This is a genomic window from Kytococcus sp. Marseille-QA3725 (genome assembly GCF_054950055.1).
The window spans coordinates 1549191-1565897 of record NZ_JBUCLA010000001.1 but is presented as its reverse complement, the minus strand read 5'-3'; the positions used below and the strand labels follow the sequence as shown (position 1 = coordinate 1565897).

At 71.5% G+C, this 16707-nt stretch carries 17 protein-coding genes and 4 tRNA genes; 10 read left to right on the top strand and 11 right to left on the bottom strand.

Going from position 1 to position 16707, the window contains the following annotated elements; all coding sequences use genetic code 11:
• Positions 1–66 precede the first annotated feature (66 nt).
• Positions 67–261 (bottom strand): DUF3073 domain-containing protein, encoded by a 195-nt coding sequence (locus ACY8FT_RS07175; RefSeq protein WP_462418204.1) that lies wholly within the window; start codon positions 259–261, stop codon positions 67–69.
• A gap of 206 nt (positions 262–467) precedes the next feature.
• A complete protein-coding gene (locus ACY8FT_RS07170; RefSeq protein ID WP_462418203.1) occupies positions 468–1106 on the bottom strand; it encodes a copper resistance CopC family protein in 639 nt (212 codons plus the stop codon).
• 59 nt (positions 1107–1165) lie between these two features.
• On the opposite strand from ACY8FT_RS07170, the gene ACY8FT_RS07165 reads away from it, so the two are divergent.
• Entirely contained in the window at positions 1166–1798 is a 633-nt protein-coding gene (locus ACY8FT_RS07165; protein WP_462418202.1) for an IMPACT family protein, read from the top strand.
• A gap of 33 nt (positions 1799–1831) precedes the next feature.
• Here ACY8FT_RS07165 and ACY8FT_RS07160 read toward each other — a convergent pair whose 3' ends face one another.
• The gene (locus tag ACY8FT_RS07160) at positions 1832–3103 is read right to left on the bottom strand and encodes a carboxylate--amine ligase (RefSeq protein WP_462418201.1); all 1272 of its coding nucleotides are present in this window, start codon (positions 3101–3103) and stop codon (positions 1832–1834) included.
• 130 nt (positions 3104–3233) lie between these two features.
• Positions 3234–4628, bottom strand: coding sequence for a dihydrolipoyl dehydrogenase (lpdA, locus tag ACY8FT_RS07155; protein ID WP_462418200.1), 1395 nt, complete (start codon positions 4626–4628; stop codon positions 3234–3236).
• A 99-nt stretch (positions 4629–4727) separates the two neighbouring features.
• On the opposite strand from lpdA, the gene ACY8FT_RS07150 reads away from it, so the two are divergent.
• Together ACY8FT_RS07150 and ACY8FT_RS07145 are read left to right on the top strand one after the other, a co-directional pair.
• Positions 4728–5051 (top strand): ACT domain-containing protein, encoded by a 324-nt coding sequence (locus ACY8FT_RS07150; protein WP_462418199.1) that lies wholly within the window; start codon positions 4728–4730, stop codon positions 5049–5051.
• A 1-nt stretch (position 5052) separates the two neighbouring features.
• On the top strand, positions 5053–6990 hold the full coding sequence (locus ACY8FT_RS07145; protein ID WP_462418198.1) for a chorismate-binding protein: 1938 nt from the start codon (positions 5053–5055) through the stop codon (positions 6988–6990).
• On the opposite strand, the gene ACY8FT_RS07140 is transcribed toward ACY8FT_RS07145, so the two are convergent.
• From ACY8FT_RS07140 to ACY8FT_RS07115, 6 genes are all read right to left on the bottom strand, one after another.
• Positions 6938–7552: a DedA family protein gene (locus ACY8FT_RS07140; RefSeq protein ID WP_462418197.1), complete on the bottom strand. Its 615-nt coding sequence runs from the start codon at positions 7550–7552 to the stop codon at positions 6938–6940. The two genes, ACY8FT_RS07145 and ACY8FT_RS07140, sit on opposite strands and share 53 nt — an antisense overlap.
• Before the next feature lie 128 nt (positions 7553–7680).
• A tRNA-Phe gene (locus ACY8FT_RS07135) sits at positions 7681–7753 on the bottom strand.
• A gap of 28 nt (positions 7754–7781) precedes the next feature.
• Positions 7782–7855 (bottom strand) — tRNA-Asp (locus ACY8FT_RS07130).
• 127 nt (positions 7856–7982) lie between these two features.
• Positions 7983–8660, bottom strand: coding sequence for a hypothetical protein (locus tag ACY8FT_RS07125; protein WP_462418196.1), 678 nt, complete (start codon positions 8658–8660; stop codon positions 7983–7985).
• On the bottom strand, positions 8660–10243 hold the full coding sequence (locus ACY8FT_RS07120; RefSeq protein ID WP_462418195.1) for a GMC oxidoreductase: 1584 nt from the start codon (positions 10241–10243) through the stop codon (positions 8660–8662). Before ACY8FT_RS07120 ends, ACY8FT_RS07125 begins: the two co-directional genes overlap by 1 nt.
• Before the next feature lie 150 nt (positions 10244–10393).
• Positions 10394–10469: transfer RNA gene (locus ACY8FT_RS07115), tRNA-Glu, on the bottom strand.
• Positions 10470–10555: 86 nt separating this feature from the next.
• Here ACY8FT_RS07115 and ACY8FT_RS07110 point away from each other — a divergent pair.
• The 3 genes from ACY8FT_RS07110 to ACY8FT_RS07100 are packed head-to-tail and all read left to right on the top strand — an operon-like array spanning position 10556 to position 11469.
• Entirely contained in the window at positions 10556–11005 is a 450-nt protein-coding gene (locus tag ACY8FT_RS07110; RefSeq protein WP_462418194.1) for a GNAT family N-acetyltransferase, read from the top strand.
• A gap of 40 nt (positions 11006–11045) precedes the next feature.
• Positions 11046–11189: a hypothetical protein gene (locus ACY8FT_RS07105; RefSeq protein WP_462418193.1), complete on the top strand. Its 144-nt coding sequence runs from the start codon at positions 11046–11048 to the stop codon at positions 11187–11189.
• A 13-nt stretch (positions 11190–11202) separates the two neighbouring features.
• Positions 11203–11469, top strand: a complete 267-nt coding sequence (locus ACY8FT_RS07100) for a cupin domain-containing protein (RefSeq protein WP_462418192.1) — start codon at positions 11203–11205, stop codon at positions 11467–11469.
• Positions 11470–11541: 72 nt separating this feature from the next.
• Here ACY8FT_RS07100 and ACY8FT_RS07095 read toward each other — a convergent pair.
• A tRNA-Lys gene (locus tag ACY8FT_RS07095) sits at positions 11542–11614 on the bottom strand.
• 99 nt (positions 11615–11713) lie between these two features.
• Between ACY8FT_RS07095 and ACY8FT_RS07090 the strand changes: the two genes are divergently transcribed.
• From ACY8FT_RS07090 to ACY8FT_RS07075, 4 genes are all read left to right on the top strand, one after another.
• Positions 11714–13843: a RecQ family ATP-dependent DNA helicase gene (locus ACY8FT_RS07090; protein WP_462418191.1), complete on the top strand. Its 2130-nt coding sequence runs from the start codon at positions 11714–11716 to the stop codon at positions 13841–13843.
• 108 nt (positions 13844–13951) lie between these two features.
• Positions 13952–14875 (top strand): ABC transporter ATP-binding protein, encoded by a 924-nt coding sequence (locus ACY8FT_RS07085; RefSeq protein WP_462418190.1) that lies wholly within the window; start codon positions 13952–13954, stop codon positions 14873–14875.
• Positions 14872–15783, top strand: a complete 912-nt coding sequence (locus tag ACY8FT_RS07080) for an ABC transporter permease subunit (protein WP_462418189.1) — start codon at positions 14872–14874, stop codon at positions 15781–15783. The genes ACY8FT_RS07085 and ACY8FT_RS07080 overlap by 4 nt, the downstream gene beginning before the upstream one ends.
• Complete coding sequence (locus ACY8FT_RS07075; RefSeq protein ID WP_462418188.1) at positions 15783–16706, top strand: ABC transporter ATP-binding protein; 924 nt, start codon at positions 15783–15785, stop codon at positions 16704–16706. Before ACY8FT_RS07080 ends, ACY8FT_RS07075 begins: the two co-directional genes overlap by 1 nt.
• Position 16707: the final 1 nt, after the last annotated feature.

Here is a 16707-nt window from a genome sequence, read left to right as displayed (position 1 = left end):
GACGGGCCCTGGATGTGCGAACGCCCCCGGTGACCGGGGGCGTTCGCACATCTGGGAAAGGGTGGTTCAGCGGTCGGTGTCCGACCAGCTGTCCTCGTCGTCCTCGTCGTCGGAGACGGCGGAGTACCCGTCTCCCGCCGACTCGCGATCCGACGCGGCGCGCAGCTCCCTCTCGAGCGCGCTCAGGTCGGTGTCGGGGGAGTAGTACTTCAGCTCCCGAGCAACCTTGGTCTGCTTTGCCTTGGCTCGGCCGCGCCCCATGGCGAGACCCCCTAACCGGTCTGGCGGAGCGGCATCGCCACCAACACGCGATCGCGTGGCGTCATGGCCTGGAAGCTGTGGCGTCACGCGATCACGTGCGAGGCGTAGCGGCCCCGGGATTCGTGTATGTCGTGCCGCCGAGTTTACAACAGACCTTTTCCCGGCGGCGGGTGCCCTGCGCCACGTGGAGCAGGTGCGTCGCGCGTTCAGCGCCGCAGGAGCAGGGCGCCGCCACCGACCAGGACCAGCGCGAGGGCACCCAGGCCCAGCCAACCGCCCGTACCGAGACCGCCGCCCGACGAGGACTCCTCGTCACCCTCCTCGGGCGATGCGGTGTCTTCCACCGAAGAAGGCGACGCCCCGTCCGACGAGTCGGCCGAATCCGACGGCGATGCCGGCGCCGAACCCTCGTCACCTGCCGAGGGGGAGCCGCCGGCCGAGGCGTCCTCGGAGCCCTCCCCGCCGCTGCCGACGGTGAAGTCGCTGGTGCCGGAGATCGGGTGGCCGTCGGAGGAGGTCACCCGCCAGGTGGTCGTGTAGGTGCCGTCGGGCAGGTCCTCGGGCAGCGGCAGGGAGACCTCGGGGCCGTCCACCTCGGGCTCGCCCTCGGCCACCACCTCGCCGGAGGCGTCACTCACGGAGATCTTGTTGCCGACCCGCTGGATGTTGTCGCTGTAGGTGAACGTCAGGCTCTCCGGGGCCTCGTCCAGCGTGGCGCCGGCCGCGGGGTCGGACTCCTCCAGCACGTCGTGCGCCAGGGCGGGGGAGGCGGCGGACAGGGACAGGCTCAGGACTGCGGCGCCCGCGGCGAGGCTGCGCGGCAGGCCGGACACACGCTTCAACATGGGCGACATCGTAATTGCTATGCGTCGTAGTAGTTCGAGGGGGCATCTAGCCTGTGCGCATGTCCGTGACGTCCTACCGCACGCTGGCCGCCGAGGCGACCGGTGAGATCGAGGAGAAGCACTCCCGCTTCCTCTGCCGCCTCGCCCCCACCTCCGACGAGGCGGCCGCCCGTGCCGTCATCGAGGCCGAGCGGAGGGCCCACCACGACGCGCGGCACCACTGCAGCGCCTTCATCCTCGGCCCCGAGGGGCGGGTGGAGCGCTCGAACGACGACGGGGAGCCGGCCGGGACCGCGGGGACGCCGATGCTGGACGTGCTCCGTGGCTCGGGCTACCGCGACGTGACCGCGGTCGTCACCCGGTGGTTCGGGGGGACCCTGCTCGGGGCCGGTGGCCTGGTGCGGGCCTACGGCGACGCGGTGCGGGCGGCGCTCGAGGACGCCCGACCGCGGGACCGCCACCTCGTGCGCATCCACTCGCTCGAGGTGGACCACGCCCAGGCCGGCCGCGTCGAGAACGACCTTCGCGCCGGCGGCTTCGTGGTGACGGGCACCGACTACGCGGCGCGGGCCACCCTGCACGTGGCCACGCCCCCGGACCAGACGGACGCCCTCACCACGCTGGTGGCGTCGGCCACCGCGGGCGAGGGCGTCCTGGTCCCGGGTCGCGAGGAGTGGGTGGACGGGTCCTGATCCCCGGAGGGGCGGACCGCCCACCGCGTCGGATCAGAAGCCGTGCGAGCTCGGCTTCGGGTAGAACTTCAGGAACTTGCGGATGTGGTTGGCCATCGCCACCAGCGTGTAGCCGCGGCGCCACAGCGAGTCCTTGCTGTTCCACAGAGGGTGGTGGATGCCGTTGCGGGCGGCGCGGTTGACGCGGCGGCGCAGCTCCGGGTCCAGCACGTAGCGCATGAGGAAGGGCTTGAACAGCACGGTGTAGAGGATCTCGTTCTCCACCCGGACCGGGGCGTGGTGCTGGTTCTCCACGGCGTCGGCCACCACGAACTCGGCCACGTTCGCGCCGGCGGCGGTCACGTAGTAGTTGTTGCGGCCGATGCGGGAGTTCATCTCCAGGAAGTAGCCGGTGCCGTCCTTCGGGTCCACCTTGACGTCGAAGTTCGCGAAGCCGCGGTAGTCCATGTGGTCCAGGAAGCGCACCGCGGAGTCCCACAGGTCCGGCAGCGCCGTGGTGAACATCGCGGCCGGGTTGCCCAGCGCGGTGGGGGAGTGCTCCTCCAGCAGCACGTGGGCGCTGCACAGCAGGGTGGTCTCGCCGAACTGGTCGCGGTAGGCGGTCACCGAGCGCATGTAGGTGTCGTCGCCGCCGACGAGCTGCTGCACCAGGAACTGGCCGGTGAAGCCCGCGGCCCGCAGCACGCGGACCATCTCGTCGTAGTCGGCCTGGTCGTCCAGGAAGTAGACCTTCTTCTTGCCGGCGAACTTCAGCGTCTCGTACTGGCTGGTCGTCGCGGGCTTGGCCACCACCGGGAAGGCCTGCTCCACGGCCGGGGCTCGCCAGTCGGCGGCGCCGGAGCCGGCGAAGTCGACCACCTGGGTGGCCGGGTGGGGGATCCCGAGCTCGCTGCAGGCCTGGGCGAACTCGACCTTGTCGCTGATGCGGTCCAGCAGGTCCACACCCGGCATCGGGATCGTGTAGTACGGCGCCAGCTCGTCGACACGCTCCATCACCATCCGGACGATCGTGTCCTGGTTGGTGAGCAGCAGCAGCGGGTGGCGGCCGTGGTGCTGCTGGCCGATGCGCACGAGCTCGTCGATCGTGTCCTGCGAGGTCTTGTCCTCGCCGATCAGGTGGTGGTCGATGATGTCCGAGCGCATCACCGGGCCGGTCTCGACCCGGGAGACCACCGTGGGGACCGTCCCGTAGCGGTCGTGGAACGCCCGGGCCAGGGCGTAGACGCCGATGTCGCCGCCGACCATCACCAGGTCGAAGGCCGGGGTGCTCCCGGGGGTGGTCTGCTGGGGGGAGTGCTCGGACACGTGGTCTCCTGTGGCTCGGGGGCGGGTCGATCCTATGCGTTCGGTGCCCGTCCGGTGGGTGGGGCGGGGGCCGGGCACGGCGACGCCCCGCCCGGCGAACCGCCGGACGGGGCGTGGGGACGCGGCCTCGTCAGAGGTTGATCATGTGCCCCTCGATGCCGTGCATGGCCTCCTTGAGGGCCTCGCTCAGCGTCGGGTGGGCCCAGACCACGCGGGACATCTCCGCGGCGGTCAGGTCCCAGGTCGCGGCGGTCACGGCGGCCGGGAGCAGCTCGGTGACGTGCGGGCCGATCATGTGCACGCCGATGATCTCGTCGTGCTCGGCGTCGGCCACGACCTTCACGAAGCCGGTGGCGTCGCCCATGCCCATCGCCTTGCCGTTGGCGGTGAAGGGGAACTTCGCCGTCTTCACCTCGTGGCCGGCCTCCTTCGCCTGCGCCTCCGACAGGCCCATGGAGCCGATCTGCGGGTGGCAGTAGGTGGCGCGGGGGATGTTCTGGAAGTCGATCGTCTGGGTCTCGGCGCCGGCGATGGTCTCGGCGGCGACGACGCCCATGGCCTCGGCCACGTGGGCGAGCATCATCTTGCCGGTGACGTCACCGATGGCGTAGACGTGCTCGACGTTGGTGCGGCCGTACTCGTCCACCTTGATGGCGCCGCGCTCGGTCGTCTCCACGCCGGTGGCCTCGAGGCCGTAGCCCTCCAGGCGCGGGGCGAAGCCGATGGCCGAGAGCATCTTGTCGGCCTCGAGCACGTCCTCCTTGCCGTCCTTGGAGACGGTCACCTTCACGCCGGAGCCGGTGTCCTCGACACCCTCCACCTTGGTGCTGGTGAGGACCTTGACGCCCAGCTTCTTGTAGTGCTTGGCGAGCTCCTTGCAGATCTCCTCGTCCTCGGTGGGCACCATGCGGTCGGCGAACTCGACGATGGTCACGTCCACGCCGAAGTTGCTCATGACGTAGGCGAACTCGACGCCGATGGCGCCGGAGCCGGCGATGATCACGGAGTCCGGCAGCTCGGAGTTGAGGATCTGCTCCTCGTAGGTCACGACGTTGTCGCTCAGCTCCACGCCCGGCAGCATGCGGGTGGTCGCACCGGTGGCGACGATGAGGTCGTCGCAGGTGATCTCCTGGGTGCCGCCGTCGTTCAGCTCCACGGACAGCGAGTTCGGGCCGGTGAGGGTGCCCCAGCCGTCGACCTCGGTGACCTTGTTCTTCTTCATGAGGAAGTGGACGCCCTTGACGATGCCCTCGGACACCTTGCGGCTGCGCGCGTGGGTGGGTCCGTAGGACATCGTGGCGTCGCCCTCGATGCCGAAGGTCTTCTTCTCGTGGTTCAGTGTGTGGGCCAGCTCGGCGTTGCGGAGCAGGGCCTTGGAGGGGATGCAGCCGACGTTCAGGCAGACACCACCCCAGTACTTCTTCTCCACCACGGCGACCTTCTTGCCGAGCTGGGATGCACGGATGGCGGCGACGTAGCCACCGGGGCCCGCGCCAAGGACAACGACGTCAAAGTGATCGGCCATGGGCCCAGTATTGCAAGCCTCCTCACACCACGTCCGCACGAGGAGGTGATTGGATGGGACTCCGGCCCGCACGGGCACCCACGAGCCACGGGAGTTGACATGGAACGTCACGCACTGTCCATCACCGCCGAGAACCACCCGGGCGTCCTGGCCAAGATCTGCGGCCTCTTCTCCACCCGGGAGGCCAACATCCAGTACCTGGCCGCTGGCCCCACCACCCAGCGCGGTCTCTCGCACATGACCATCGTGGTGCGCGCGGCCGAGCACCTGGATGTCGAGGACCTCGTCGACCACGCCCACAAGGTGCAGCACGTGACCGCGGTCGAGGTGCTCGAGGACGTGGACGCCGTCGTCGCCGACCTGCAGGCGATGGACGAGCACGCGCCGCGCACCGTCGGCAGCCTCCAGCAGCGCGCCTTCTGAGGTGAGGGCCGCGCTCGACCACCTGGCCGACCTCGTCGGGCCCTCGGCCCCGCCCTTCGCGCTGCTGCGGCGCGCGGTGGACCCGGACCACGTGCTGCTGCTGCGCGGCACGGTCGAGGACCTGGCAGGGCTCGGGGACGTCCCGGCAGCCGGGGAGCACCCGGTGCTGGCGATGGTGCCCTACCGGCAGGTGGTCGAGCGCGGTTTCGTCGCGCACGACGACGGCGCGCCGCTCAGGGTCCTCCGGGCCACCTCCTCCACCCGGCTGCCGGTGGAGGAGGTGGCCGCGGCCGTCCGGGAGCTCGTGCCAGAGCCGTCCGCGGTGCACGGCGAGCGCATGAGCGTGTCCGACGAGGACTACGCCGCGATGGTGCGCCGGGTCATCGAGGACGAGATCGGTCGGGGGGAGGGGGCCAACTTCGTGCTGCGGCGCGACGTCGTCGCGGACGTGGACGGCGACCCGGCCAGTGCCGCGCTGGGGTGGTTCGAGCGGCTGATGGCCTCCGAGGCGGGGGCGCACTGGACCTTCGTCGTCCACACGCCCGGGCACACGCTGGTCGGCGCCTCCCCGGAGCGGCACGTCGGGGTGGGGGACGGGCGCGCGATCATGAACCCGATCTCCGGCACCTTCCGGCACGGGGGGCACGCCTCGACCCAGGAGCTGGTGGGGGCCTTCGAGCGCTTCCTGTCCGACACCAAGGAGACCGAGGAGCTCTTCATGGTGGTGGACGAGGAGATGAAGATGATGGCCCGCGTCTGCTCCGACGGCGGCCGCATGACGGGGCCGCACCTCAAGCAGATGTCCCACCTGACCCACACCGAGTACCTGCTCGACGGCCGGACGTCGATGGACCCGCGCGAGGTGCTGCGGGAGACCATGTTCGCCCCGACGGTGACGGGCTCGCCGATGGAGAACGCCTGCCGGGTGATCCACCGGCACGAGCCGACCGGCCGCGGGTACTACTCGGGCGTGCTGGCCCTGCTGGAGCGTGACGCCGGTGGGCGGGAGCGGCTCGACGCCCCCATCGTCATCCGCACCGCGCAGCTGCCCCACGACGGCACGGTGAGCGTCTCCGCCGGTGCCACCCTGGTGCGCCACAGCGATCCGGAGGCGGAGGTGGCCGAGACGACGGTGAAGGCCACCGGGATGCTCGCGGCCATGGGACTGCGGCCGCGCCGGCCCGTCGCCACGGCCCCGGACCTCGCCCGGCTCCCGGGTGTGTCGGACGCCCTGGCCGGGCGCAACGAGCGTCTCTCGCCCTTCTGGCTGGCGCCGCAGGAGCCCCCGCACCTGGAGGAGCTCAGCGGGGCGAGCGCCCTGGTCGTCGACGCCGAGGACGCCTGGACGCAGATGCTGGTCCACCAGCTGCGCCACCTCGGGTTGCGGGGCGAGGTGCGGCGCTGGGACGACGTCCGCCCGGCCGACGTCACCGGACCGGACGCGCCCGACCTGCTCCTGAGCGGCCCCGGGCCCGGTGACCCGACGGACCTCTCCTCGCCGCGCATCGCGCGCCTGCACGAGCTCGTCGGTGCCCGGCTGGAGGCCGGTCTGCCGCTGGTGGCGGTGTGCCTGAGCCACCAGGTCCTCGCACACCGGGCGGGCCTGCCGATCGAACGGCTCGACTCACCGCAGCAGGGTGTCCAGCTCGAGGTCGACTGGTTCGGCACCCCGGCCCGGGTCGGCTTCTACAACACCTTCGTGGCACGGGTGCCCGAGGCGGGGGCCACCACGTTGGCCGGTCGACCGCTGGAGGTCTCGGCGGACGCGGACACCGGCGCCGTGCGGGGCCTGTGCGGCCCGGGCGTGGCCAGCATCCAGGGGCACGCCGAGTCCGTGCTCTCGGCCGACGGGCTGTGGGTGCTGCAGGAGATGGTGCGTCACGCCCTCACGAGCGGACAGCGCGACGCTTCTGGGCCTTCTTCCACAGGAACCACATGACGCCCAGCACGAGCAGCACCAGCACCACCTTGCTGATGATGCTCACCACGCCCTCGACGGCGTGCCAGTTGGCGCCCAGCGCGTAGCCCAGACCCACCAGCATCGCGTTCCAGACGATCGTGCCGAGCAGCGTGTAGACGAAGAAGGTGCCGAAGGGCATCTGCGAGGTCCCGGCCGGGATGGAGATGAGCGAGCGGACCCCCGGCACGCAGCGGCCGGTCAGCACCGCGACCTTGCCGTAGCGGTCGAACCAGCGGTGGGCCGCGTCAGCATCGTCCTCGTCGACCAGCGGCAGCTTGGCCATCCAGCGGATCGTCCGCTGCCGACCGAAGGCGCGGGCGACGCCGTAGAGGATCACGGCGCCCAGCACGGCGCCACCGGTCGTCCAGAGCATGACCTCGACCCAGCCCATCTGCCCCTGGCCGATGGTGAAGCCGGCCAGCGGCAGCACGAGCTCGCTGGGAATGGGGGGAAACACCGTCTCCAGCAGCATCATCAGGGCGAGGCCGGGGCCACCGAGGGCGTCGATGACACGGGTGATCCACTCATTCAGGTCAGGCATGCGGTCAGGGTAGACGCGGGGCCTGTGCGGCCGCCGGACCTCGGGCAGGAGTGGCGGGTGGTCATCGATCCGGAACGACGGAACGCCACCCGATCGATGATCGGATGGCGTTCCAGGAGCTCTCGGAGTGGCCAGAGGCGGGGTCGAACCGCCGACCTTTCGATTTTCAGTCGAACGCTCTACCAACTGAGCTATCTGGCCAGGGCGATGACCGAAATCATCGTTCCAGCGACCTCGACGGGACTCGAACCCGCGACCTCCGCCGTGACAGGGCGGCGCGCTAACCAACTGCGCCACGAGGCCTTGCGCTCACACGGCTATGCCGTGCGACTGGAGAACCATACGTGAATCCGGCGGCAGTGCAAAATCGGCTGGATCGCGCCGTTCGTGGCCCCGGTTCGGCCGGGGCCACGAACGGCTGGCGGTGGTCTCAGCCGGTGCTGTACCCCGGCACGTGACCGACCCGCTCGGCCACCGCCTCCCCGGCCGTCACGCGGACGAGCAGCGTGAAGTCGACGTTCGCGAAGGTCCAGGGCGAGTAGTGCAGCAGCGGCATCTCCAGGCTCTCACCGGGTTCCAGCGAGCCGTCGAGGCGCCAGGAGTACCGCTGGCCCACCTCCCTGCCGTTGCGCCCGGTGCTGGCGCGCTCCCAGATCACCCGGGGGTTCGAGGTGACCGCCCCCACCTGGTCGGAGCCGAGCGGGGAGTGGTCCGTCCCGGCATCGCGCATCTCGAACTCGGCGGTCCCCGAGGGAGCGTCGACCGGGGCGTCGCCGTTGTTGGTCACGGTCGCCGCCGTCGGCAGGGCGGCCCGGGTGGTCGCCGGGGTCTTGAGGTCCTCGGGGGCGGGCTGGCGCATCTGGTCGGTGAAGCGGGTGTTCTTCCAGATGGTCTCGTCCAGTCGCGGCTCCAGGGTCGCCCAGTCCATGTCGGGCCCGGTGAGCTCGACCGTCAGTCCTCCGGCAGCCGAGGTGCCGGTCGCACCCCCGGTCGCGTGGCACTCGGGGTAGGGGCGGCTGGCCCGCACCGGGGTGGCTGCGCCGAGGAGGGCGGCCGGTGCGCCCCAGAGCAGGGCGCGGGTGGCGAGTCGGCGTGCGGAGTCGGTCATCAGGCGAACCTCCCGGCCGCCAGCAGGCGGTCCATGCAGCGCTCGGCCAGCGCGGTGATCGTGACGAAGGGGTTGACGCCGATCCGGGCCGGGATCAGCGAGCCGTCCAGCGCGAACAGCCCCGGAGCGCCCTTGACCTCGCCGTTGAGGTCGGTGGCTTCGCCCAGGACCATCCCGCCGAGCGGGTGGTACGTGAAGTAGTCGGTGAACGCCTTGTCGTCCAGGAACATGTCGGTGGCGTAGCTGGTGCCGTTGGCTTCGTTGATGCGGTCGAACACGGCCCGCGCGGCCGCCACGCTCGGCTCGTGCTTGGCGGGGGTCCAGTCCAGGTCCACCGTCCCGTCGTCACCCGCGGTGAAGGAGGCGGTGTTCGGGTTGTTCGTGATGGCCAGGAAGAGGGCCCGTGCGATCTCGATGCCGGCCGGCAGCGGGGCGATCTCGGCGAAGACCGAGGAGGGGCCGTCGTCCCAGTGCTTGATGCCCATGGTGGGGATGCCCGACTGGTGGGCGCCGGCTCCCTCGGTCCGCAGGGCCAGCATCGTGTTGCCGTTCGGCCCCCAGGAGCGGCCCACGTGCTCGTTGAGCCCGGGCACGTCACCACGGGAGCGCGCCTGCACCAGCAGCTTCGAGGTGCCGACGGAGCCGGCCGCGAGGACCACCCGGTCGTAGGTCGCCTGCCGCTCGGACTGCACGACGCCGTCGAAGTCGATGGTCCGCAGGTCCAGGCCCCAGCTCCCGTCGGTCTCCTGCCGGATGCGGGTGACCTCGGTGAGCGGGGTCAGGTTCACCAGGCCGGTCGCCAGCGCCTTCTCGAGGTAGGTGCGGGTCAGGGCCTTCTTGCCGTGGTTGTTGCCGAAGATCACCTCCTGGGCCAGGGCGGAGCGCTCGGCCTCCCGGTAGGACTCGCGCCGCATGTGCTCCCAGTCGTAGACGTTCGGCACGCGCACCGCCTCGAGCCCCGCGTTGCGGGCGAGGGTCACACCGGCCCGGGTGAACTGGTACCAGGGGGAGTAGGCGACCATGTCGGCCGCCGGCTCGGTGACCCCCAGCCGGTCGTTGGCGCGCGGGAAGTAGGTCGAGTACATCTCCTCGGCGTCCACCTGCGGCAGCACCTGCTCGAAGAAGCTGCGGTCCGGGGTGACGGCCATGCCCCCGTTGGCCAGCGATCCACCGCCGACGCCGCGCCCCACGTAGACCTTCATGTCTGCGAAGCGCTCCAGGGCCAGGACCCCGGCACCGGGCTCGATGTCGCGGTTGACCACGTCCATGCCGAAGAGCCGTGAGATGGGCATGTCCGTGCGCTCCTCGAACCACATGGACCGGGCGGTGGGATCGGTCATGGGGTCGAAGACGCGATCCTTGGGCCCCGGACCGAGCGCGTCCCAGTCGCACCCCATCTCGATGAGGTCGACGGGGATGCCCCGTGAGGTCAGGGCCAGCGCGGCCACGGCCCCGCCGTAACCGGATCCGACGACGGCGATGCGGCGGCTCCCGCTGGCGGTTGCCGGGGTGAGGGGATGGACGGCAGCGGCGGCCAGGGCCGCACCCGCGCCGGCCAGCACGGATCTGCGACGTGCGTGCACGAGGTTCTCCTGGAGGGCGTGTCGCCTCGGGGCGACGGGGGGGGGGGGGGGAGGGACGCCTGCCAGTGTGCTGCGTCGTGCCGCGGAGAACGGGCTCCTTGGGGGAATGCGGGGTGGATGCTGACCCCGACGTGGGAGAAGGCGTGCTCGTGGCATCCCCAACGGGATTCGAACCCGCGTTACCGGCGTGAAAGGCCGGGGTCCTAGGCCGCTAGACGATGGGGACCCGCCCTGTCTCGCCGGGGCTGCCGGCCGCAGGACGCCGCACAGTGTACGCGCGCCACCGGGGTGCCCCGGGGTCATCATGGAGGCATGGAGCAGATCGTCAGCGTCCGTGGTCCCGAGCTCACGACGGAGCAGCTGCACAGGTTGCTGCGCCTGCGCGTCGATGTCTTCGTCGTGGAGCAGGAGTGTCCCTACCCCGAGGTGGACGGGCTGGACCTGCTGCCCACCACCACGCACGTCTGGTCGGGTGGGCAGGAGGTCGCCTCGACCCTGCGCCTGCTGGATGCCGAGGGTCCCCACGGTCCGCTGGTCGTCGGCCGCGTGGTGACCGCACCGGAGCACCGCGGGGAGGGGCTGGCGGCCCGGCTCATGGAGTGGGTCCTGGCCGAGCACGGCCACCGACGGCTCGAGCTCGAGGCGCAGTCCCACCTGGCGGGGTGGTACTCCCGCTTCGGGTTCGAGCGGACCGGCCCCGACTTCGACTGGGACGGCATCGAGCACACCCCGATGGCGCGGGAGGGACAGGGGTCGGCATGATGGGTGGGACGACCCGTCGCCGAGCAGTGAGGAGACAGCCATGGCTGACCTGAGCGACCACGGCCCGAAGCCGTACACGGTGAACATCGAGGAGGCCACCCTCGCCAATGAGAACTTCCGCGCCACCCTGTGGACCGGTGAGTTCCTGCAGATGACGGTGATGACCATCCCGCCGGGGGGGTGAGGTCGGCCTGGAGATGCACGATGACCACGACCAGTTCATCCGCGTCGAGCAGGGTCAGGCCCGGGCCCAGATGGGGCCGGCGGAGGACGACCTGACCTTCGACGAGACCATCGGCGACGACTGGGTGGCGATCGTCCCGGCCGGCCAGTGGCACAACTTCACCAACACCGGTGACGAGCCGCTGAAGCTGTACTCGCTGTACGGCCCGCCGGACCACGTCAAGGGCACGCTGCACCCGACCAAGGACGACGCGGACAACGACCCCAACGAGCAGCACTGAGCCACGGGCCCCGCGCCCACGGCACGCAGGACGCCCCCGCACCGGACCGGTGCGGGGGCGTCCTGTCGTGGGTGGGCCCCGTGGGGATCGAACCCACGACCTACGGATTAAAAGTCCGCTGCTCTGCCAGCTGAGCTAGAGGCCCTCGGGACTCGGCCCGGGAGGCCGGAGTCTACCGAGGAGCACCCCGGTGCCTGTGGACGGCGGGCGGAGGTCGTCGGGGGTGGGTGACAGGGTGGAGGCCATGACGAACTCGTTCGAGGACCGTGCCCTCGGGGCCCTCCGCCGGCTCGTCGGACGCGAGGACGTCGCCTTCCGCGACGGGCAGCTCGAGGCCGTGCGCGCCCTGGTGGAGGACCGGGCACGGGTGCTCGTGGTGCAGCGCACCGGGTGGGGCAAGTCGGCCGTCTACTTCGTGGCCACCGCGCTGCGTCGGGAGCAGGGCGCCGGTCCGACGGTGATCGTCTCGCCGCTGCTGGCCCTGATGCGCGACCAGGTCGGGGCCGCCGCCCGGGCGGCTGTGCGGGCCGTCACCATGAACTCGGCCAACGCGACCGAGTGGGACGAGGTGCGTGCCGCCCTGGAGGCCGACGAGGTCGACGTCCTCCTCGTGAGCCCGGAGCGCCTCAACAACCCGCGCTTCCGGGAGGAGCAGCTGCCCGACCTCGCCGGCCGCTGCGGGCTGCTGGTGGTGGACGAGGCGCACTGCATCAGCGACTGGGGGCACGACTTCCGGCCGGACTACCGGCGCATCCGCAGCCTGCTGGGTGACCTGCCCGGGGACACGCCCGTCCTCGCCACGACGGCCACGGCCAACGCCCGGGTGGTCGACGACGTGGTCGAGCAGCTCGCTGTCGGGCCAGGTGGCGAGCAGCACTCCGTCCGGACGGTGCGCGGGGGGCTCGCGCGGGACTCCCTGAGGCTGGGGGTGCTGCTGGGGGAGGGTGGCGTGCCCCTGGCGCCCGAGCAGCGGCTCGGCTGGCTGGCCTCCCACCTGGAGGAGCTGCCCGGCTCCGGCATCGTCTACTGCCTGACCGTCTCCGCCGCCGAGGACGTCACGGCGGCGCTGGCGGCGGCCGGCCACCCGGTGGCTGCCTACACGGGCCGGACGGACGCCGAGGAACGACAGCGGCTCGAGGAGGCGCTCCGGGGGAACGAGGTCAAGGCACTGGTGGCCACCTCGGCCCTCGGCATGGGCTTCGACAAGCCGGACCTGGGATTCGTCGTCCACCTGGGCGCCCCGAGCTCCCCGGTGGCCTACTACCAGCAGGTCGGCCGTGCGGGGCGTGCCACCGAGCGAGCGGACGTGCTGCTGCTGCCGGGTCCGGAGGACCCGGACATCTGGCGCTACTTCGCCACCGTCTCCATGCCGAGGCAGGACCAGGCGGATGCCGTGCTCACCGCGCTCGCGGAGGCCGGCAGGCCATTGTCCACGGCGGTGCTGGAGACCCGGGTGGACGTCCGGCGCACCCGGCTCGAGCTCCTGCTCAAGGTGCTCGACGTGGACGGAGCCGTGCAGAAGGTCCCCGGCGGGTGGACCACCACCGGGCGGCCGTGGGCCTATGACGCCGAGCGCTACGAGCGGGTCGCGGCGGCACGGGAGCGCGAGGCGGACCTGATGCGGGAGTACCGCACCACCGGCGGGTGCCGCATGCAGTTCCTGCAGCGCACCCTGGACGACCCCACCGCCGAGCCCTGCGGGCGGTGCGACAACTGCGCCGGACCCTGGTTCCCCACCGAGGTCCCCGAGACCGCGGTGGCCGGGGCCCGGGAACGTCTGGGGTCCCACGGGGTGGTGCTCGAGCCGCGGGCGCAGTGGCCGACCGGGATGGACCGGCTCGGCGTCGCGGCCAAGGGGCGCATCCCGGCCGAGGAGCAGCTGCTGCCGGGACGGGCCCTCGCGAGGCTGAGCGACCTGGGGTGGGGGCAGCGGTTGCGGTCGCTGCTGGCGGAGGACCAGCCCGTTCCGGCCGAGGTGGTTCGGGCGGTCGTCCTGCTGCTCGCTGAGTGGGACTGGGCCGAGCGCCCCGTGGGTGTCGTGGCCGTGCCCTCCCGTGGGCACCCGCAGGTCGTGTCCTCCCTCGCCGAGCAGCTCGCTGCCATCGGGCGCCTTCCCCTGCTGGGGACGCTCGACCCCGTGGACGGTGGACCTGTCGGCGAGCCCGGCGGGAACAGTGCCTTCCGCCTGGCGGGCGTGTGGGAACGTCTCGCGGTGGGCCCGGCGCTGGCGGAGAGGCTCTCCACCGCCCCGGGCCCGGTCCTGCTGGTGGACGACCTTGTCGACTCGCGCTGGACCCTCACCGTGGCCGGTCGTGCCCTGCGTCGGGCGGGAGCACCGGGGGTGCTCCCGCTGGCACTGGCCGTGCAGGGCTGAGGCGACCGGAGCCGGTGCGGTGCCGCATTGGACGCTGGTCGGGGGCGGAGTCCGGGATTCGGTCCACGGGATGAGATCCGTTGCCGCCGCGAGCTCTACGGTTGCTCCATGGACGTCTGGAGCACGGAATCGCTGACCAAGCGATTCGGCAACTTCACCGCGGTCAGCGATCTGACTCTCTCGGTGGGAGAAGGGATCACGGGGGTGGTCGGCCACAACGGTGCCGGCAAGTCCACGCTGATCCGCATGCTGCTGGGGCTGGAGCCCCCCACCTCGGGGAGCGCGAGCATCTTCGGCATCGACGCCGTCGAGAACCCGCAGGAGGCGCGTTCGCGCATCGGCTTCATGCCGGAGTACGACTGCATGCCCCCGGACGTCAGCGCTGCGCAGTCGATCATGCACTTCGGCCGGGTCTCGGGCCTGCCCCGAGACGTTGCCCGCGAGCGGGCCGCGGACATCCTGCGGCACGTCGGTCTCGACGAGGCGCGCCACCGTCCGGTCGGCACCTACTCCACCGGCATGAAGCAGCGGGCCAAGCTGGCCCAGGCGCTCATCCACGACCCGGACCTGGTCATGCTCGACGAGCCGACCAACGGTCTGGACCCGGCGGGGCGCGACGAGATGCTCGACCTCATCGGACGGATCGGTCACGAGTTCGGCATCTCCGTCCTGGTCACCTCGCACCTGCTCGGGGAGCTGGAGCGCATCTGCGACCACATCGTCGTGCTGGACGCCGGCCGACTGGCCACGTCCTCGTCGGTGGCGGAGCTGACCGCCGGGACCGGTGCGCTCGAGATCGAGGTCATCGGCGACCAGGAGGCTCCCGCCCACCTCATCGCGGCCCTGCACCACCGGGGCGTCGAGGCCGGGCGCAGCGGCGGGCTCGTGGTCGTCCCCGACGCGTCGGACGAGGTGCGGGCCACCGTGGTGGAGCTCTGCGCCGAGCACGGCTGGGGACTGGCACGCATGACGGGTGCCCGGCACCAGCTCTCGGAGCTGTTCCTGGGCGAGGACGAGGAGGATGCGGCATGAGCACGCGGATCCCGACCGGTGGAACGCCCACCGGCACGCAGTCCGTCATCCACGACCTCGGGTACCGCGGCTACGACGGCCCGCGGGCCGGTCGCGGCGGCATCCTCGGCTACCTGGTGCGCCAGGGCTACGGCTCGGCCTTCGGGTTCGGCCGCACCTGGAAGGGCAAGGTCATGCCCTGGGTCTGCCTGGCGCTCATGGCGGCGCCGATGCTCATCTCCGGCGCCATCATGATCCTCGTCCCGTTCGAGGGGATGGGGCCCGTGTTCCACCCGGCCCGCGTCCCGTACGCCTTCTACACGCTGGTGGCGCTCTTCGCCGCGGTCTCGGCCCCCGTGCTCTTCTCTGCGGACCTGCGCTCGCGGGCGATCGTCCACTACCTCTCGCGCCCGCTGAGTCGGACGGACTACGTGCTGTCCCGCTTGGGTGCCCTCGTGCTGGCGCTGTTCACGCTGCAGGCGGTCGGCATCCTCCTCGGCACCCTCGGGTGGTGGCTCGCCGGCGGCGCGTTCCGGACGGTCTGGGGTGCGGCCGGGGTGGGGGCCCTCGGGGCTCTCCTGCTGAGCATCGCGGTGGGTGTGGTCGCCGCCCTCACCGCGGCCCTGACCCCCAAGCGGGGCGTCGCCACCGCCGTGATCCTGGGTGTGCTCCTGGTGCTCAGCTCCGTCGTCTCGGTGGTCATGGAATCCGCCCGGGCCACGGGATCGCAGGAGGGCGTCCTGGCCCGCTGGGCCCCGGTGATCAGCCCCAACTCCGCCGTCGAGCGCGTGGTCGAGTGGACCACCGGGAACTCCGAGCTCACGGCGCCGCAGGACGACGCGAGCGCCGTCCTCATGCTCGTGCTGCTCGTCGTCGGATGCGGGCTGGGGCTGCTGGCCCTGGTCCGCCGCTACCGGAGGGTGAACTGATGGCTGTCGTCTCCATCGACGGGGCGTCCCGCTGGTTCGGCGACGTGGTCGCCGTCAATGACGTCTCCTTCGACCTCGGGCCCGGAATCACGGGCCTGCTGGGCCCCAACGGGGCCGGCAAGTCCACCCTCATGGCGATGATCGCCGGCTTCGAGACCACCTCGGCCGGCAGCATCACCCTCGACGGGCAGCCGGTGCGGGGCAACCCCGCCATCTACGAGCGGCTCGGCATGATGCCGGAGACCGAGGCGATGTACGACGAGCTGACGGGCCGTGAGTTCGTCACCGCCATCGCCCGCCTGCACCGGCTGCGGGACGCCCGGGGGGCCGCGGAGCACGCGATCCGCCTGGTCGACCTCGAGGACGCCGCGGACCGCCGCGTCGGCAAGTATTCCAAGGGCATGAAGCAGCGCATCAAGATGGCCTCGGCCCTCGTGCACGAGCCGGAGGTGCTGCTGCTGGACGAGCCGTTCAACGGCATGGACCCGGGGCAGCGCGTGCGGCTCATGAGCACCCTGCACGAGTACGCGGACCGCGGGGCCACCGTGCTGGTGAGCAGCCACATCCTGGAGGAGGTGCAGCAGATGGCCGGCACCATCCAGGTGATGCTGGCCGGCCGCCACCTCGCCTCCGGTGACTTCCGGACGCTGCGCCGGCTCATGACCAACCGGCCGCACCAGTACGAGATCGTCTCCTCCGACGACCGTGCCCTGGCCTCGGCGCTCATCGCCGAGCACGGTGCCTCCTCGGTGGGCCTGGTGCAGGGGCTGCAGGACCACGTGCAGGTGCAGGTGGTCGACTTCGAGGCCTTCTCCCGGCTGCTCCCGGTGGTGGCACGACGCCACGGCATCGCGCTGGAGAGCGTGCGCCCCACCGACGAGTCGCTCGAGAGCGTCTTCGGCTACCTCGTGGAAGGACGGTGAT